The 17,462-nt window shown below is 29.7% G+C and carries 19 protein-coding genes; 5 read left to right on the top strand and 14 right to left on the bottom strand.

The window, feature by feature from the left end; translation table 11 throughout:
- Positions 1 to 58: 58 nt before the first annotated feature.
- Both HNV10_RS15260 and HNV10_RS15265 read right to left on the bottom strand, forming a co-directional pair.
- Positions 59 to 1,273, bottom strand: coding sequence for a metallophosphoesterase (locus tag HNV10_RS15260; RefSeq protein ID WP_173302261.1), 1,215 nt, complete (start codon positions 1,271 to 1,273; stop codon positions 59 to 61).
- Between the two features lie 80 nt (positions 1,274 to 1,353).
- The gene (locus HNV10_RS15265) at positions 1,354 to 1,938 is read right to left on the bottom strand and encodes a CDP-alcohol phosphatidyltransferase family protein (protein ID WP_173302262.1); all 585 of its coding nucleotides are present in this window, start codon (positions 1,936 to 1,938) and stop codon (positions 1,354 to 1,356) included.
- 108 nt (positions 1,939 to 2,046) lie between these two features.
- Here HNV10_RS15265 and HNV10_RS15270 point away from each other — a divergent pair, with 108 nt between their 5' ends.
- The gene (locus HNV10_RS15270; RefSeq protein WP_173302263.1) at positions 2,047 to 2,433 is read left to right on the top strand and encodes a hypothetical protein; all 387 of its coding nucleotides are present in this window, start codon (positions 2,047 to 2,049) and stop codon (positions 2,431 to 2,433) included.
- Positions 2,434 to 2,525: 92 nt separating this feature from the next.
- Here HNV10_RS15270 and HNV10_RS15275 read toward each other — a convergent pair whose 3' ends face one another.
- From HNV10_RS15275 to HNV10_RS15330, 12 genes are all read right to left on the bottom strand, one after another.
- Complete coding sequence (locus tag HNV10_RS15275; protein ID WP_173302264.1) at positions 2,526 to 2,993, bottom strand: pyridoxamine 5'-phosphate oxidase family protein; 468 nt, start codon at positions 2,991 to 2,993, stop codon at positions 2,526 to 2,528.
- 124 nt (positions 2,994 to 3,117) lie between these two features.
- Complete coding sequence (locus tag HNV10_RS15280; RefSeq protein WP_173302265.1) at positions 3,118 to 5,085, bottom strand: heavy metal translocating P-type ATPase; 1,968 nt, start codon at positions 5,083 to 5,085, stop codon at positions 3,118 to 3,120.
- A gap of 55 nt (positions 5,086 to 5,140) precedes the next feature.
- Positions 5,141 to 6,061 (bottom strand): mechanosensitive ion channel family protein, encoded by a 921-nt coding sequence (locus HNV10_RS15285; RefSeq protein WP_173302266.1) that lies wholly within the window; start codon positions 6,059 to 6,061, stop codon positions 5,141 to 5,143.
- A gap of 11 nt (positions 6,062 to 6,072) precedes the next feature.
- Positions 6,073 to 6,369, bottom strand: coding sequence for a chaperone modulator CbpM (locus HNV10_RS15290; RefSeq protein ID WP_173302267.1), 297 nt, complete (start codon positions 6,367 to 6,369; stop codon positions 6,073 to 6,075).
- A 1-nt stretch (position 6,370) separates the two neighbouring features.
- Positions 6,371 to 7,255 carry a J domain-containing protein gene (locus HNV10_RS15295; protein ID WP_173302268.1) on the bottom strand — a complete coding sequence of 295 codons (885 nt, stop codon included), beginning with the start codon at positions 7,253 to 7,255 and terminating at the stop codon, positions 6,371 to 6,373.
- Positions 7,255 to 7,467 carry a hypothetical protein gene (locus tag HNV10_RS15300; RefSeq protein ID WP_173302269.1) on the bottom strand — a complete coding sequence of 71 codons (213 nt, stop codon included), beginning with the start codon at positions 7,465 to 7,467 and terminating at the stop codon, positions 7,255 to 7,257. Before HNV10_RS15300 ends, HNV10_RS15295 begins: the two co-directional genes overlap by 1 nt.
- Positions 7,468 to 7,545: 78 nt before the next feature.
- Positions 7,546 to 8,220 (bottom strand): ABC transporter ATP-binding protein, encoded by a 675-nt coding sequence (locus tag HNV10_RS15305; RefSeq protein WP_173302270.1) that lies wholly within the window; start codon positions 8,218 to 8,220, stop codon positions 7,546 to 7,548.
- A 1-nt stretch (position 8,221) separates the two neighbouring features.
- Positions 8,222 to 9,484 carry an ABC transporter permease gene (locus HNV10_RS15310; RefSeq protein ID WP_173302271.1) on the bottom strand — a complete coding sequence of 421 codons (1,263 nt, stop codon included), beginning with the start codon at positions 9,482 to 9,484 and terminating at the stop codon, positions 8,222 to 8,224.
- Complete coding sequence (locus tag HNV10_RS15315) at positions 9,484 to 10,563, bottom strand: efflux RND transporter periplasmic adaptor subunit (protein WP_173302272.1); 1,080 nt, start codon at positions 10,561 to 10,563, stop codon at positions 9,484 to 9,486. Before HNV10_RS15315 ends, HNV10_RS15310 begins: the two co-directional genes overlap by 1 nt.
- A complete protein-coding gene (locus tag HNV10_RS15320) occupies positions 10,560 to 11,651 on the bottom strand; it encodes a site-2 protease family protein (RefSeq protein ID WP_173302273.1) in 1,092 nt (363 codons plus the stop codon). Before HNV10_RS15320 ends, HNV10_RS15315 begins: the two co-directional genes overlap by 4 nt.
- Positions 11,652 to 11,658: 7 nt before the next feature.
- The gene (locus HNV10_RS15325; RefSeq protein ID WP_173302274.1) at positions 11,659 to 12,273 is read right to left on the bottom strand and encodes a WG repeat-containing protein; all 615 of its coding nucleotides are present in this window, start codon (positions 12,271 to 12,273) and stop codon (positions 11,659 to 11,661) included.
- A gap of 105 nt (positions 12,274 to 12,378) precedes the next feature.
- Positions 12,379 to 12,795 carry a hypothetical protein gene (locus tag HNV10_RS15330; protein WP_173302275.1) on the bottom strand — a complete coding sequence of 139 codons (417 nt, stop codon included), beginning with the start codon at positions 12,793 to 12,795 and terminating at the stop codon, positions 12,379 to 12,381.
- 159 nt (positions 12,796 to 12,954) lie between these two features.
- Between HNV10_RS15330 and HNV10_RS15335 the strand changes: the two genes are divergently transcribed.
- The 4 genes from HNV10_RS15335 (at position 12,955) to HNV10_RS15350 (ending at position 17,218) form a co-directional block, all read left to right on the top strand.
- Positions 12,955 to 14,835: a sensor histidine kinase gene (locus tag HNV10_RS15335; RefSeq protein WP_173302276.1), complete on the top strand. Its 1,881-nt coding sequence runs from the start codon at positions 12,955 to 12,957 to the stop codon at positions 14,833 to 14,835.
- Entirely contained in the window at positions 14,832 to 15,899 is a 1,068-nt protein-coding gene (locus HNV10_RS15340; RefSeq protein ID WP_173302277.1) for a response regulator, read from the top strand. The genes HNV10_RS15335 and HNV10_RS15340 overlap by 4 nt, the downstream gene beginning before the upstream one ends.
- A gap of 79 nt (positions 15,900 to 15,978) precedes the next feature.
- On the top strand, positions 15,979 to 16,839 hold the full coding sequence (locus tag HNV10_RS15345; protein WP_173302278.1) for a universal stress protein: 861 nt from the start codon (positions 15,979 to 15,981) through the stop codon (positions 16,837 to 16,839).
- A complete protein-coding gene (locus HNV10_RS15350; RefSeq protein WP_173302279.1) occupies positions 16,832 to 17,218 on the top strand; it encodes a hypothetical protein in 387 nt (128 codons plus the stop codon). Before HNV10_RS15345 ends, HNV10_RS15350 begins: the two co-directional genes overlap by 8 nt.
- The last annotated feature ends 244 nt before the right edge of the window (positions 17,219 to 17,462 follow it).

The following is a 17,462-nucleotide window of genomic DNA, read 5'->3' on the forward strand; positions in this document are numbered from 1 at the left end:
AATCTAATACCATTTCTCGCAATGACCATGGTCATTTAGAAGTGTAATATGCATAAATTTAATTAAGCAATTCTATTAAAGTAATTTCTGGGCGCATACCCAATCTACCAGGAAAGCCTAACCAACCCAAACCACGATTTACATACAAATACTGTTGGCCAGTTTTATAAAGCCCTGCCCAATGCAAAAATTTATATTTAATTGGGCTCCATTGTTTTTTACCAATATTTAAGGCCGCTTGCATTCCATGTGTGTGCCCAGAAAATGTAAGCGCAATATCGGTTTGCTTTACTACTTCTGCTTGCCAGTGGCTTGGGTCATGGGTTAGTAAAATTTTAAACTCAATAGCCACTGCAGATGCTAACGTTTTTTTAAGGTTACCATATTGTTTAAAAGGTGGATTTCCCCAATTTTCTACACCTAATATGGCTATATGTTCTTTATTTATTTCAATCTTCTCAGCTTCATTAAGTAGTAGTTTAAAATTTATAGTTGAGAAGAAGTTTTTAATTGCTTCAAAATTATCTTTTTTATCTTTTAAAGTGTCCCATTCACTGTAGTCACCATAATCATGGTTTCCTAATACAGCATATTTTCCATGCTTAGCTTCTAGCTTTTCAAATACTTTTTTCCAACCTCTTAATTCCCACGCATAATTATTTACCAAATCACCTGTAAAAAAAATCAAGTCAGGTTTTAAGTCATTAATCAGCTTTACAGCGCGTTTTAAAATCTTGTATCGGTAATTAAAATTACCCAAATGCAAGTCTGAAATCTGAACAATTCTCAAACCATTAAATAAAGCAGGTAAGTGCTTAAACTTTATTTTATGATGATAAATTTTAAAATGATAAACCGCTTTAAAAATCGCATAAACAATAACAAAAAACGGTAAAAACCCAGAAAATAAACCAATTACAGGAATGATAATTAACGATTCTGTATTTGAAATCATATAATTAGTGAAGTACAAAACACTAATAATTATAATAAAAATTAATTTAGGAATAAAAGAAGATACTGTTAACCCATAAAAGGAAGAAATAAGTAAATGTTTACGCGTTGCACTAATTTCATCTAACTTTAATTTAAGTATAATTATAGAAGTAATGAGTCCGAATGTAAATACCCAAAAGACAACATTTATAATAATTTTGAGACCTTTAGATGGTATAAGTTGTGTAATGGATTGTAGCCAATAAAATGCAGCAATGTCAACCAATAAAATGGACAAACATAACAGCAAAATTGTAAATAAAGAATAACTTCTCATTAGTTATGGCGAAATTGGTTTATTCACTTAATTATTGATTATATCTACATTAATTATTATCCTATCACTTACAAATCCTCTTATTTTTTTAATCGTCTCTTATCCTTTAATGCCATAAAAATGCCTTTTACGTCAGATACCCAATTGTCGTACATAAAAATGAGTGTGATTTCTTCAATTGTTTCTAAAACGCCAACAATTATCATTATATAAAACAATGTGTTTTCTGGTTTAAAAAATAGTGAAGTGAGAATAAAAATACTTTGCAATATGGCAGATAACTTAGCTAAGTAGGTATGGAATGCTGTAGCTTTCCCGTATTTAAAGTAAGCAATAAGCATTTGTACAATGTATGGTATAAATGCAATAAGAATTAATATAAGATTGATTTTAATAAATTCTTTTTCGAAAAAAAATAGTCCTATTAATCCAACAATGAGCGTAATTTGATCACCAAACGAGTCTAGTTGAGAACCTCTTGGACTTGCTATTTTTAACTTTCTGGCTAAATATCCATCAATAGCATCTGTAGAGTAACTTAATAGTAAAAGCCATGTAAAAATTAAGCGTTGGTCTAACCAAACTAAGACTAATAAAAAAGGTGCAGCAAAAATTCTGTAAAATGAAAACCAATCTGCAACGTTGAAATTTTTAAAGGTTAGCATCAAAATTACTTTTATGCAATTTAGTTTATGATTTCAATATTTGAAATGATTAATATCATTTCAAAATAGTGAATTTGGTTGTTAATTTATAACTAAAACAATACACTCATGAAATCACTTAAGTTTATCGTTATAATAGTAGGTTCATTATTAAGTTTTGAAAGTTGTGGACCCGTAATTATTTCCTCTAGACCATCACATCCTACACCTGCTTGGTTTTATCCTAATCGTGTGGTTAATGTGCGTTATATTTATTTTCCAGAATATTATTTGTACTATGATTTAACGTTACGTCAATATATCTATCTAAATAATAATACTTGGGTTTCGGTAAAAGTATTACCGCAACGCTTTAATACTATTAATTTAAGACGTGCCAAACAAGAAAGAATTAATAACTATTATGGTGATAATATTAGAGAATATCATTCTACTAGAAGAACTAACAACAGTAGCACAAGAAGTAAATTAGACAATAGAAGTAGACGTGGCTAAAAAAGCTAGACTATAAGATATTTCTTATGTCAGTTTTATAGACTTTACAATTCTCTCTTTGTGTTTTTAAGGTAATTAGAATAATATTATTGCTATTGAAGCTCTTTATGTATTCTTAATTTACCTGTAAGTTCTTCAATTTTAATAATAAAAATCACAGGTAAATCATCATTATAAATTTTACTAGAAAAATCACTTATAAAATCTAATTCTCTATGTTCATTTTTTATAATCAAATCTTTTACGCCTAAAGAAAATATATGAAGTTGTGATTTAGCTTCACTTCCTTTGAGTTCATAAAAATCGCCTTGAGCTAAAACAGACATCCAAGAATTAACAGAATCTATTTCTGAAACATTTAGGCTTACGCTCGCGTTTTTACGCATGGCTCTTATCTTTTGACCTTCTGCAGAGTATCCAATAATTACATTATTCTTTTTATCATAAAAATAAGTTATTGGTACCACAAATGGTCTACATCTGTATATGTAAGCTAAATTGCCAATATAATTATCTTCAAGAATACTTTTACACTCTATTTCATTTAAGGTTCTAATCATTGTCTTAGCCGTTATGTGTTTCTACTAAGTTATTCATAATTAAAATATTAAAATATGATATTAATCAGTAATCTATAAAATGAAATCGATAATTTATGTTTTTAAAAAAATAATTGGCAAGCAATTAATCTAATTTGTACCGTAATAATCTTAAAGCATTTAAGACTACAACGATGGTAGACCCTTCATGAAAAGCAACCGCCAAACCAATATTTGTAAGTCCTAAAATAGTTACAGGAACAAGCAGTGCCACAACACCCAAACTTATAAATATGTTTTGTTTTATTGTGCGCTTAGATTGTCTACTTAAACCAATTAAAAAAGGTAAGTTTTCAATTTTATCAGACATTAAAGCAACGTCAGCCGTTTCTAGAGCCACATCACTTCCTGCTGCTCCCATGGCAATACTTACAGTACTTAACGCCATAGCTGGCGCATCATTTACGCCATCGCCTACCATTGCTATTTTCTTGTAACGATGAATAAGTTTTTTCACTTCAGAAACCTTGTCCTCTGGCAATAAATTCCCTTTTGCATCAGACAATCCGATTTGTTTGGCAATAGCATCACCAACATTTTGGTGGTCTCCAGTGAGCATCACCATATGTTTAATCCCAATATTTTTTAATTGTTTTAATGTATTTGCAGCTGTTTCTCTTGGCAAATCCATAACACTTATTAAGCCTATAATTTCATGCTTAAAAGCAACAATCATTACTGTTTGCCCTAATTGTAATAGATTATGCATCTTACTAATAATATCTTCATTTACTTTAATGCCTGCAGTCTCCATTAATTTTACATTTCCTATATATACTTTATCACCATTAAATGATGCTTCAATCCCTTTGCCTTGTACTGCAATTACGTTAGTAGCTTTGTTTTGTAACTCAATATTATATTGTTTTGTAATATCATTAGAAATTGCTTTGGCTAGTGGATGATTGCTTAAACCTTCTACTTCTAAAACTAATTTTACAAATTCAATTTCATTAAAATTATTGACAGGAATGACATTAGCCAGCTTAGGTTTGCCTTCAGTTAAAGTACCTGTTTTATCAAACGCAATAGTTGAAATTTCTCCGAGATCCTCAAGTGCTTTTCCTCCTTTAATGAGAACGCCTTTTTGAGCCGCTCTTGCAATACCACTTAAAACAGCACTTGGTGTAGAAATAGCCAATGCACAAGGGCTTGCAGCCACCAAAACGGTGATAGCTCTATACAAACTTGTATTAAAACTCTCATCAATTACCAAATATGCGAAGCATAATAAGAAAACGGTTAAAATCACAAAAGGAACGTACCATTTTTCGAATTTCTTGGTAATTCTTTGTGTTGGTGATTTTTGAGTTTCAACTTCACTCACCATTTTTATTAATCGCGCAACAGTTGAATCTTTATTTAACTTAAGTACCAGAACCTCAAGACTACCATCACCATTAATACTTCCAGTAAATACAATATGTTTTTTGTTTATATGTTTAAACTCAGGTAAATTGTCCTTGTTTTCTATGTAAGTTTTGTCGACTGGTATACTTTCTCCCGTTATTGGCGCCTGATTAATACTACTATTCCCGCTTATTATTACTCCATCTGCTGCAATTTTAGAATTAGGCTTAACAACGATAATATCATTTATTTTTAAGTCTTCTATAGCTATTTCAGTTAGCTTACCATCCTTTTTTGTAAGTGCTGTTTTAGGTGACAATTTGTTTAAAGCTTCAATTGATTTTTTTGCTTTATTCATTGCATAATGCTCTAACGCATGGCCTAAACTAAAAAGAAATAAGAGCAATGCTCCTTCTGCCCAACTACCAATATATGCAGCACCTACAGCTGCTGCAATCATTAAAAAATCAATATCAAAACTTCCTTTAGGGATTTTTTTTGAAGCTTCAATAGTAATAAAATAACCACCAAAAAAATAGGAAATCAGATAACTTGATAGAGAATACCATTCGTTTAACGCTGTAAATTTTTCAATAAAAAAACCAATGATTAAAAAACTGCCACAGAAAACGGCAAACATAAGTTCTGATGGGTTTCTATTAATCTTACTCTGGTTATGGCCTTTTCTTGTATTTTTTTCCATAAAAAAGCATAAGTTATATACTGAGTTATTTATAAAAAGTAATATACTTTTTAAATCAAGTTATATTATCCTTATTTAGGTTAATCTTTATGTCTGGAATTTTAACCAGTTCTATGGTTGTAGATGCCAAAATAATTTTTCCTTTTGTGTTTTCAAACTCAACTCTAATCTTATCATTAAGGTGATGCTTAATATACCGACGCTTTTTAAAATCTACGATGTATCTTAAATTAAATTGAATCCAATTGTCTGTTATTGAAATCGCCAACGTTGGGTCTATTTGTGCATCTTCTATATAGTATTTATTTACTACACTTTTCCATTGGGCTTTTGAATTTGCAGTATATTCTGAGAGTGTTTCTGAAGCGATTTTGATAATAATTGATTTTGCTAATTCTACATCAGAACCATAACGAATTGGTAAGTTAAATTCGTCCCAGATAAACGGAAAGTCTTTAGAGTAATTATAAATTGGCCCTTTAAAAACAAAGGCATTACTTAACTTTACTATACGTCCACTATAATTATCGCTGCTTACCCATTCGCCAATTTCCATCATGGTTGTGTAAATGCTATCAACATCAATAACATCACCTTTTATACCGTTAATTTCAATGCGATCTCCTGGTTTGTAAACTTTCACCAAAAAGATATATAAAGAGCCTGCAATACTAAGTATTAGCTCTTGTAAGGTAAAAGCCAATCCTGCTGTAAACAACCCAATAATAATGGTAAAATCTTTAATAGAACCCGAAAAATACGTTATTGCCAAAATAACTAACAAAACATACCCCAATATTTCAATACCTTTTTGAGCTTTGTAACGGACAACTGTATTAGATATTTTTCGTTTTAAATAGCCTCTTATAATTTGAATAACGGACAAAACAATGACCAGAACTATAATAAACTTGACAATACTCCATATAAAAGTATTGTCTTTAATCCATTCTTTTATAAGTTCTAATGTGGTCACAAATAATCTATTTATAAGTTCTCGTAAATTTTTAATTTATTTCTAAGTGTTACTACTTGATTTTGGAGAGCTTCTACTTGTTTTAACAAATTATAAATCGCATCAATACCTTCTAAATTAATGTCTAAATCATAATGCAACCGCATCATTTTTTCAATATCATTTAGCTGATTTGTTTTTATATAATTCTCATTGTCAGTAATAGTAATTTCAACTAAGTCGTACTCATGCAAAGCATTAATAAACGTTTTTGGAACATTGTAATGTGTACAAAATTGCTGAATTGAGATGAGATGAGTTGTTTCCATGTTATCTTAATTTTGATAATTCTGTAAAGAGTTCTTTTTCTTTTGCAGACAGTTTTGTTGGCATTTTTATAGTGTAAGTGATAAACAAATCGCCAAACTGCCCTTCTTTTTTATACTTCGGAAATCCTTTTCCTTTTAGTTTAACTTTGGTTCCGTTTTGGGTTTCTGGTTTTACATTTAGTTTTACTTTTCCGTCAAAAGTATTCACCATTATATCACCACCTAAAAGGGCTTTGTATAAATCTAAATCTACCGAAGCAAATAAGCTATCTCCATCTCTTTTAAATTGGGTATTATTAATAATAGAAAACTCAATATACAAATCGCCATTTGGTCCTCCATTAACACCTTTGCCTCCATGGCCTTTTATTTTAATAATCTGACCATTTTCTACACCAGCAGGTATAGTAATTCTTATATTCTTACCATTAACAGTGAGCGTTCGCTTATGTGTGGTGTAAACATCGTTAAGATTGAGTTGTAATTGTGCATTAAAATCTTGGCCTTTAAATCTTACTTGTTGACCACGAGATTGTCCCGTACGACCGCCAAACATAGAACCAAAGAAATCTGAAAAATCTTCTTCAGAATAACCACCATATTGGCTACTTGTACTTCGTTGGTATTGCTCTTGTTGTTTTGCTTTTTCGTATTCTTCTGCGTGTTGCCAATGTTCTCCGTATTCGTCGTACTTTTTTCGATTTTCAGGATTACTCAATACTTCATTGGCTTCATTTACTTCCTTAAATTTTTGCTCAGCCTCTTTATCGTTTGGATTAAGATCTGGATGATATTTGCGAGCGAGCTTACGATACGCTTTTTTTATATCGTTTTCAGTAGCTTTTTTTGAGACTCCCAATATTTTGTAATAATCTATGTATGCCATTACGTTTTATTATGAGTTTTGGTGTATTGTCTTAATATCTGTTTTAAACTTTCTAAATATTCTTCCATAATTTTAGTATCCATATCTGGATGAATCTCTGAAGGCAACGTTATTGGATTTTCATCTAGTTTTGCATAGAGTTCTGGGTAATTAATTTCTATGCTCAGTGTGAGTCTCATAATTTGATCTTCTATATCTTGTAGCGTTTTCATGGAATCAATTTTAATTATAAACTAAAGTTAGCTCTAATTAGAATCAAATAAAATGATTAATATCATTATCTAAAAAGCTTATAGAATTATCTTCCCATCTTCCATTTGAATGGTTCTATCGGTTTTATTTGCAAAATCTTCATCATGTGTTACAACTAGTAAAGACAATCCTTCTTCATCGCTCAATCGCTTAAAAATATTGAATACATTTTCTGCATTATGGCTATCCAAATTCCCAGTAGGTTCATCACCCATAATTATAGAAGGGTTATTTATTAATGCACGTGCAATGGCAACACGCTGCTTTTCACCACCAGAAACCTGAGAGGCGCGTTTTTTCGCCAGATGCTCAATATTTAGCATTTTTAGTTTTTCTATAGCATTGTACTCAATCTCTTGATATGATTTTTCTGCTAACTTTTTAGCTGGAAGCATTACGTTTTCTAAAACTGAAAATTCTGATAATAAATAATGAAATTGAAACACAAAACCAATATGTTTATTTCTCATATATGATAAATGATCTCTATCTTGCCCAGTGATTAACTTATTATCTAAAAATAATTCACCTTCATAGTCTGTATCCATTGTGGAAAGAATGTATAGCAAAGTCGATTTTCCACAACCTGATTTTCCCATAATAGAAACAAACTCTCCTTGACTTATTTGAAAGTTGATATCCTTTAGCACATGAAACAGAACGGGCTTCTTAAAGTATTTATTAATATGTTTTGCTTCTAATACAACACGCATACTACTGGCCTCTTATAATTTTTACTGGATCAATTTTTTTAGCTTTTTTAGACGGTAAATAACCTGCAAGACATGTTGAAATCATTGCAAAAGTAAAACCGATAATAAAAAATAAAGGATTCATATTTATAGGATATGTATCTACCGTTGGTAAGGCTTCTGTTTGAAATGGAATAGTAGCAATTAAACTGGCTAAACCAAAACCTAAAAGCAAGCCTAGAATACCACCTGCAAAGCCAATTATCATAGCTTGACTCATAAAAATAAGTTGCACATCCTTACCAGAAAATCCTGTTGCTTTTAAAATAGCGATATCATTCATTTTTTCATAGATAAGCATATTTAGAATATTGTATATTCCAAATCCAGCAACAATGAGTAATGTTATAGATACAGCGTAAGTAATAAGATTACGTACAGAAGTACCTGTCTCAAACTGTGCATTTGCGGTTTTAATGTCTATGGCTTTTAAATTAAACTGCTGTTCAATTTTTTTAGCTAAAGGTGTTGCTTTTTCAATATCAAATAATTTTATATTAATATCTGTGATATAATTATTAGCTTCTCCTAAAATACGCTGTATCGTTTTAATATTTGTAAAGCTCTGTATGGCATCTATTTCTGCAATACCACTTTGATAAAACCCAACAATTTTAAGTGGAAAAGTTCCACCATTTATTGGACTCACTTGCACCCTATCGCCTAATTTTAGAGTCATTTTTTCGGCAATTCCAATACCTAAGAGAATACCATTATCTGTATTTTGTAATGCTTCTGCAGATCCTTCAACAATATAGTCACTCATATTAAAAAGATTAGCTTCATCAATAGGATTTATGCCTGTAAGGTTACCACCCAACTCTATAGATCCTGCGATATAAAAAATTTGTGTTTTTATCTGTGGCAACGCACCACGTACAGCTTCGTTTCGCTCTAAATAACTTATAATTGGTAAAGCATTATGTATTTTTTTCTGACTTAATTTTGGCTTAATGGAATGTACAACATTAAGGCTTTCCTTAAAATCATCGTATAATGAAACAGGTTGAGCTTTTGAAGGTTCAATTTCATTGTAAACATGTATATGTGGTGTCTGGTTTAAGATTAAATCATCTAACATGGTATTTAAACCCGTCATAAAACTAACTAAAGTAATATAAGACCCAATACCAAATGTAACACCAAGTGCAGCAATAGAGGTTTGCTTTATTTTAGTGAGTAAATGCGTTTTTGCAATACTTAATATAACCTTCCAATTTGCCATTAGTCTGGTTTATAAATGTATGTATCTTTAGTTATACCAGATAAGATTTCAATATCATCCATATTTTGCAATCCAGTAGATACGGTTACGATACCATTTTCTGTTTTAACCTTGTCATCTTCAATTAAATAGGTTTTTGGTATAGTTAATACGTTTTCTTTTTGGGCTATAACTATGTTAGCTTCACCAGATAATCCAGGATAAAGAACTTTAGGTTGCTTTACAAACACAGCTTCTACAAGAAAAGTTTGGTTGCGCTCGTCTTTTTTAGGATATATTTTAGAAATTTTAGCTTCAAAAATAGTGTCTTTATAAGCATCGAGATTAATGAGTACTTTTTGTGATTTTTCAACATTAACAATATCTACCTCATCAACTAAAAGTTCAATAATAAATCGGTTGGCACTACCAATTGTTGCTAAAGGCTCCATGCTGGTTACAATTTCACCAGGTTCCTTATTTACCGCATATACTTTACCATTTATTTTACTTTTTACTGTAAAATCGTTTGTGTTAATAGTAGCAGATTGATAATTATTTTGTGCTTGATTTAATGCTGTGTGTAATTCGTTTTTTGTTCGGCTTAATTTATTTTGTAATACATTTAATTGATTAGATGCCAACTGGTAATTAAGTTTTTGAGTATCGTATTGCGCTTTAGAACCTATATGTTGATCCCAAAGTCTTTTTTGTCTAAAATAATTAATGGAGTCATTTTTAAATTTTAATTCGGCCGCTTCAATCTCACTTTCAATACTATTTAAAAGCGTTGCATTTCCTTTATAGTTTTCTTGTGCTAAGTTTAAGGCAAATTGCGCATTTTGAGTATTTAGTTTTGGCGTATTATTTATAATTTGAAACAGGTCTTGATTTACAGTTACCAAATCGCCTTCTTCTACCAAATTATTATCTATAATACCCGAAACTATGGCATAAACTTGATAAAGACTGTCTGGTTGAATGGTTACTGAAGAATAAACAGATTCTGACAATGAACGCTCTACAGGCAACACTTTATCTTGTTTATTTGTACAAGATAACACAAGTAAAACAAGGCTTAAATAATAACAAATTTTCATGTTTTATAATCTAGTTTTAATTGCAACATAATATACTCATTTAAATTTGTAGAATCAATAGCACCTACAAGCTTACCATTATCTATTACAGGAAAAAACTCTTGCTTATTATTATAAATAAGTTGATACACAGTTTTGAGATTATCAGAACTTTTAACGGTTTTAAAATTGGTATCCATAAGAGTCTCCACTAAAATCGATTTGTTTGAATTGTCTATTATTGTTTTATGATGCAATATTCCTTTTACCGTATTATCCTCTACTACCACAAAATTAGTTTCTGTACCAGAAATTATTTTATTAACCACAAGATCTAATGAATCTTGAGGTTTAAAAGTTGTGATATTTAGCAACATTGCTTCTTCTACACTATGGCCATCTAATAAAGATAAATGTTTTACAAACCGATTTTCACCAAAAGCACCTAAAAAAATAAACAACGCTATAAAAACTAAAAACGGATTATAAAGCAAACCAACTAATAAAAACACAACCGCAAACATTAGCCCTATTCGCGATGCGATGTCAGTAGCTTTTACACGTCCAATTTTCATTGCCAATAATGCTCTAAGCATACGACCTCCATCCATAGGAAAAGCCGGAATAAGATTAAAAATAACCAAACCAACATTAACAACAAATAAGAAAAACAAAAAACTCTGTACATCAAAACGCATTAAAGCTTCAAAAGTTTCGGTAAAATTTAATTGTATATAAGCTTTAACAGGAACAATAAAATATAACAAAATAGCAATTACAACATTTACCATTGGACCAGCAATAACCACTAAAAATTCTTGTTTAGGTGACTCAGGAAGCTTTTCTAAACTTGCCATTCCTCCAATAGGAAGCAGTGTTATTTTTTCGGTTTTAATGCCAAAATGCTTTGCCATTAAAGCATGCCCTAACTCATGTAAAACAACACATGCAAAAACGGCCAAAATAAAAGTAACATTGAAGAGTGTACTTTCTAGGTTTCCGCCTTGTCTTAATTCCTCAATTACAACCCAAGCAATTAAAAAGAAAAACGTCCAATGGACAATAATCTTAATTCCAGAAACACGACCTATGCTAAAATTTGCTTTCATTTTAAGACTAATAGTTTACCTTAATAATCTCCCATAAGTCTTTTTTGTTTTTAACAACGTAAAGATCTTCTGAAATTTGTTTTGAAGTGATTGGTGGTACTGCTCTTAAAAAATCTTTATCTAAAACAACATTTACACCATCTTGAGTAAGGTAATACAGAATCTTTCCGTTAGTGTCAATAATAACTTCGTAATATCTATAATTAACAATATCTTTATCTAATGCTGTGTTTTTGCCGATGACTTTTTTAATGACTTCTAATGCAATTGCGGTACCATTCTTAAAATCACTACTATTTAAAAACTTTGGCTCAATAACTGTTTTACCAGATTTATCAATAAACCCAAAATATGATATTCCGGCTTTTTCCTCTACAATAGGACATCTATCATTATTAAACATAGGATATTCACCTTCTTCTGTACTTGTAGTAACTAAATCGGTTCTAAAATCTATAACAAGCTGTCCATCTCTATTAATAAATGCCCATTTTCCATCTTTTTTTATCGCTGCCATATCATTATGAAATGGAGAGACAAACTCTATATTTTCGATAGTTTGAGCAAATCCAAATATCGAAAAGGTAATTAGTGCTAAAAATAAAACTGCTGACTTTTTCATAATTTCTTAATTTAAAAAGTTAATACTTCAAAATTAGCGTTAGACCAATGAAATCTAAATGATATTGATCAGACTTAACCATAATGATAACTTAGATTAATAGATTTATGTATTTAGTTTCTTTAATTCAATATTAAGTTTAGCTAGCAAAATAAGTTCGGATTTGTTCTGACCAGAGAAACTAGATGATATTTTACCAACCGTTTTTATAATCAGCTTTTTAATATCTTCCGTAAAAATAAAATTGTTCTGTTTTTTAAAATTAATGAAGCTATTGTAGCACGTTTGGGCATCGTACTCCATATCCTTACACAGCCAATTAAAAGTATCTATTATGGCATTTTTTGCGTCATTTTGAGAGCAAGACACAATTAAATCTTGTTGCAACCAATATTTTTCTACCAATCTTTTTACTGTAGAAATCTCTTCGTCGTTAACAGATTTATCAACAGCAGCAAAAGCATAAAAAAGCTTACCTAAGTTTTGGCAAAATTGAAGCGCTATATGTTTACTAACTTTCATAATACCATGTGGTTTAAGTTTAAAAATACAATACAGCTTCTATTTTTGCTATGATATAGATCAGTTCTAAATATTTACAAAAAACTTAACTAATTAGAATTAGGCAATTCTTATAAAAATAGTTAACTTTAATTTTACCTTTTATTAAAACTCCCATCCATGCTTCAACAAGATCAAGAAGTATTCAACATTTTATTAGAAGCCGTTTCTGAAGGCGTTATTATTGTTGACAACAACCAACTTATAGTGGATATTAATACTACTGCTGAATCTATATTTGGGTACGAGAAAAATGAATTAATAAATAAAAAACTAAACCTACTTATACCTTCAAAATATCATCATAAACACAAACAACACTTTATAGATTTTATTAAAGAGGATAAAAAAAGAAGTATGGTTGATGCCATAGATATTTATGGTTTAAAAAAATCTGGTGATGTTATTAATATTGAAATAGAACTCAATCCATTTAAAATTTACGATAAGAATTATGTGATGGCACTTATTAAGGACGTTTCTGCAATAAAAGAGACCGAAAAGAACTTAATGCTAAAAAGTAGTGCTCTGCAATCTGCAATTAATGGTATTGTAATTACAGATGCCCAAAAACCAGACAATCCTATAATTTATTTTAATGCTGCTTTTCAAAATCTCACAGGATATTCTAGCGAAGAAATCCTTAACCATAATTGTAGATTTTTACAAGGCAAAGACAGAAATCAAGAACCGTTAAAAGAATTAAGGCAAGCCGTTAAAAAAGGGAAAAGTTGCCAAGTGACGTTACGCAACTATAAAAAAGATGGTACATTATTTTGGAATGACCTCTACATTATGCCAATTATAGATAATAAAGGTGTTGTGACTAATTTTATTGGTATTCAGAATGATGTAACGCTTAGGAAAAAAACAGAAGCTGAACGTAACCATTTAGCAACAATTTTTGATGAATCTTTAAATGAAATTTATGTATTTGATGCCAAAACTTTAAAATTTATAAATGCTAATTATGGAGCTCAAAAGAATTTAGGTTATACAATTGAAGAGTTAAAAACTATGACTCCATTAGATCTAAAAACCGAAATACATCAAATAGAATTTAAAAAACATGTAGAAAAACTTCTTAAAAAAAACGTAGAAAAATTAGAATTTGAAAATGTTCACCAACGCAAAGATGGCACAACATATCCTGTAGAAGTACACATGCAACTCTCTAGTTTAGGAGAAAGAGATGTTATTGTTGTTATTATTTTAGATATTACAGAACGTAAAAACTATACCGAAAGACTTGAAAAGAAAGTAGAAGAACGTACAGAACAACTTAAAATTGCACTTTCTAAAGAAAAAGAACTTAATGAACTGAAAACAAAATTTTTATCTCTGGTTTCACACGAGTTTAAAACGCCTTTAAGCGGTATATTAACCTCTTCTGTTTTATTAAGTAAATATCAACTCACCAAAGATCAAGAAAAGCGCAATAAACATATAAAAACAATATCTGACAAGGTACATTATCTAAACAATATTCTTAACGACTTTTTATCGCTAGAAAAACTAGAAACTGGTAAAATGAATTATAACTATAATCATTTTAAAATCAGTAAAGTTATAGACGAAGTAGTTTATAACGCTAACATGCTATTAAAAAAGAACCAGAATATTAAATATCCAGATCATATAGATGACCTATCCCTTTACCAAGATGAAAAAGTTATAGAACTCATATTAACTAACTTAGTTAATAATGCTATTAAATATTCCCCAGAAGATACAGATATTACTATTACCATTGAACAAAATAACACTATTACAACTATACAAGTTATAGATAGTGGAATTGGGATTCCTTTAAATGACCAGAAACATATTTTTGAGCGTTACTTTAGAGCCGAAAATGTAATTAATACCCAAGGTACAGGTATTGGTTTAAATATTGCTAAAAACCATTTAGAAAACATAGGTGGCACTATTAGTTTTATTAGTGAAGAACAGAAAGGAACGACGTTTACTATAAAAATTCCTAATACAGCAAATCCATGAAGACAATTTTAATTATTGAAGACGATAGTGTATTAAGAGACAATACTGCAGAATTATTAGAACTTTCTAACTACAAAGTTATTACTGCATCTAATGGTAAAATTGGTGTTGATATGGCAAAAAAACACAATCCAGATATTATTGTTTGTGATATAATGATGCCAGAATTAGATGGTTATGACACACTTAAAATCTTATCTAAAAATAAATCAACCAAGTATATTCCTTTTATCTTTTTATCTGCAAAAACAGAACATAGAGATGTAAGAAAAGGAATGAATTTAGGAGCCGATGATTACATCACAAAACCCTTTAGCGAAGACGAATTAATTAGCGCTATAGAAAGTAGACTTGCAAAAGCAGCCATCCTTAAAGATGCTTGGGTAAGTAAAAAAAACATTAAACAAATTAAAGAAGAAGATCCTAATGAAATAAAAACAATTAACGAATTAAAGATTTTTTTTGATGATAATGGCACTAATTTTAAATATGAAAAAGACTGTGTTATCTACCGAGAAGGTGATCACTCTAATTTTATATATCTAATAAATAAAGGTACTGTAAAGTGCTACCAAATTGACGAGCAAGGAAAAGAACTTGTTACTGCATTATATAAAGAGGATGATTTATTTGGTTATTCTTCTTTTACAAACAATAAACCACATAAAGAAACCGCTACAGCAATTGAAGATGTAGAACTCGTTGGTGTTTCTACAATACAGTTTAATGAAATACTAAATGATAACCATCATTTGTCTATAGAGCTTATGCAATTATTGTCTGATGATTTACTACAAATTAAAAATCAGCTGTTAGAAATGGCCTATGGATCTGTAAATAAAAAGACAGCTGGCACCATTTTAAAATTTGCAGAAAAAATTAATAGAAAACCAGAAGATCCTATTAAAATTTCTAGAAGTGATTTGGCAAGTGTTGCTGGCATTGCCACAGAAACTTTAATAAGAGCATTAACCAGTTTTAAAAAGCAAGGAATTATAACGGCTGACGGCAGAAATATTAAAGTGATAGACTTAGAAAAACTAAAAGAAATTTGTAGGTCGTAAAAGGATCAATTCTAAATGATATATATCATTTTAATTACAACATCTTAACTCTAAATTTGTTAGATTAAGATTTTGTTCAATGAAAAATATACTATTACCTACGGATTTTTCAGAAAATTCATGGAATGCTATTAAGTATGCTATTCATTTTTTTGAAAACACAGAATGTCACTTTTATTTACTGCATGTTAATAGATTTGAGAATATCGCAGTAAACGATTCTGCTTTAATGTTAGATGCAGAAGTTATAGATAAACTATACATAAAGCCTTCTAAACAAAAATTACGAGATCTACTAAGACAAATTTCTAAATTAAATATAGAACACAAAAATCATAAATTTTACACACTTACAGATTTTGGATTTTTTATAGAATCTATTCGTAAACAGGTAGATGAAAAAGAAATTGATTGTATTGTGATGGGAACAAAAGGAGCCTCTGGATTAGAAAAAATTATTCTAGGCTCTAACACAGCAGATGTAATTACTAAAGTAAAATGTAATATGATAGCTGTACCAGAAAATGCAGAATTTGTAAAGCCTAAAGAAATAGCATTCCCTACCGATTTTTCGTTATCTCATGGCTTACAAGTATTACAACCTATTTCAGAAATTTTAGAAAATTTTAATTCTACTCTAAGAATTCTTCATATTAAGAAAACTAAAGTTGAATTAAACAATGATCAAAAAGCCAGTAAAGAATTATTAGAGGACTATTTTAACCATAACCCATATACGTTTCATTTTTTATCTAACAAAAAAGTAGAAGATGCCATTCAATGTTTTGTAGAAAGCAGAGATATAGATATGATATGTATGGTAGCTAAGAATCTAAATTATTTTCAACAAATATTATTTCATTCAAAAGTTGAAGAAATAAGTTATCATACAGATATACCTGTTATGGTATTACACGAAAAAAATAAATATTATGGATAATTCAATGTTATTTGCAAAATTTTGGGGATGGTATCTAATTATATTTTTTTTAATTTTAAGTCTCAACCCAAAACGAATAAAACAAATATTCTCAGATCTAAACGACGAAAAATTTTTAATCCTATCTGCGTTTATTGCCATTATTATTGGCTTAATCAATATTATATTTCATAATATCTGGGAACTTAATTATAAACTAATTATAACCTTAATCGGATGGTTGTCTTTGTTTATTGGTTTGGCATTATTTGTACTACCCAAACAAACCGTATCTTTTTTAGAATTGGTAAATATTAAGCTTGTACAAGTCATTTACATGCTTTTATTTTTTGTAGGCCTTTATTTACTTAACACAACGTATGGCATTGTGCTTATTTAACCAAAAATAAGTACCAACTGATATATATCAGTGACAGTATCTAATTATGTCTTTATTTTTATCACATCTGATTCAAAGAAATTAAAATTTTCTTTAAAAATGCTATTAATCAAAAAAGAGAGTCGTAGAATAAAACTCGACTCTCTTTTTAGTAAAAATCAATTAATATCATATTATTTTCAAAAACTGATATCCATCATTTACAGTACTGTATTTAGATTGTAATTTAGTGAAACATAAAAAA

It is taken from the genome of Winogradskyella litoriviva (genome assembly GCF_013249065.1).
GTDB classification, from domain to species: Bacteria; Bacteroidota; Bacteroidia; order Flavobacteriales; family Flavobacteriaceae; genus Winogradskyella; species Winogradskyella litoriviva.

Bases quoted from the DNA above. Each gene is read 5' to 3' on its own strand.
- HNV10_RS15295 (WP_173302268.1), bottom strand. From the start codon at position 7,255: ATGGCATACATAGATTATTACAAAATATTGGGAGTCTCAAAAAAAGCT.
- HNV10_RS15340 (WP_173302277.1), top strand. From the start codon at position 14,832: ATGAAGACAATTTTAATTATTGAAGACGATAGTGTATTAAGAGACAAT.
- HNV10_RS15325 (WP_173302274.1), bottom strand. From the start codon at position 12,273: ATGAAAAAGTCAGCAGTTTTATTTTTAGCACTAATTACCTTTTCGATA.
- HNV10_RS15280 (WP_173302265.1), bottom strand. From the start codon at position 5,085: ATGGAAAAAAATACAAGAAAAGGCCATAACCAGAGTAAGATTAATAGA.
- HNV10_RS15270 (WP_173302263.1), top strand. From the start codon at position 2,047: ATGAAATCACTTAAGTTTATCGTTATAATAGTAGGTTCATTATTAAGT.
- HNV10_RS15260 (WP_173302261.1), bottom strand. From the start codon at position 1,273: ATGAGAAGTTATTCTTTATTTACAATTTTGCTGTTATGTTTGTCCATT.
- HNV10_RS15275 (WP_173302264.1), bottom strand. From the start codon at position 2,993: ATGATTAGAACCTTAAATGAAATAGAGTGTAAAAGTATTCTTGAAGAT.
- HNV10_RS15290 (WP_173302267.1), bottom strand. From the start codon at position 6,369: ATGGAAACAACTCATCTCATCTCAATTCAGCAATTTTGTACACATTAC.
- HNV10_RS15265 (WP_173302262.1), bottom strand. From the start codon at position 1,938: ATGCTAACCTTTAAAAATTTCAACGTTGCAGATTGGTTTTCATTTTAC.
- HNV10_RS15345 (WP_173302278.1), top strand. From the start codon at position 15,979: ATGAAAAATATACTATTACCTACGGATTTTTCAGAAAATTCATGGAAT.
- HNV10_RS15305 (WP_173302270.1), bottom strand. From the start codon at position 8,220: ATGCGTGTTGTATTAGAAGCAAAACATATTAATAAATACTTTAAGAAG.
- HNV10_RS15330 (WP_173302275.1), bottom strand. From the start codon at position 12,795: ATGAAAGTTAGTAAACATATAGCGCTTCAATTTTGCCAAAACTTAGGT.
- HNV10_RS15350 (WP_173302279.1), top strand. From the start codon at position 16,832: ATGGATAATTCAATGTTATTTGCAAAATTTTGGGGATGGTATCTAATT.
- HNV10_RS15315 (WP_173302272.1), bottom strand. From the start codon at position 10,563: ATGAAAATTTGTTATTATTTAAGCCTTGTTTTACTTGTGTTATCTTGT.
- HNV10_RS15300 (WP_173302269.1), bottom strand. From the start codon at position 7,467: ATGAAAACGCTACAAGATATAGAAGATCAAATTATGAGACTCACACTG.
- HNV10_RS15310 (WP_173302271.1), bottom strand. From the start codon at position 9,484: ATGGCAAATTGGAAGGTTATATTAAGTATTGCAAAAACGCATTTACTC.
- HNV10_RS15335 (WP_173302276.1), top strand. From the start codon at position 12,955: ATGCTTCAACAAGATCAAGAAGTATTCAACATTTTATTAGAAGCCGTT.
- HNV10_RS15320 (WP_173302273.1), bottom strand. From the start codon at position 11,651: ATGAAAGCAAATTTTAGCATAGGTCGTGTTTCTGGAATTAAGATTATT.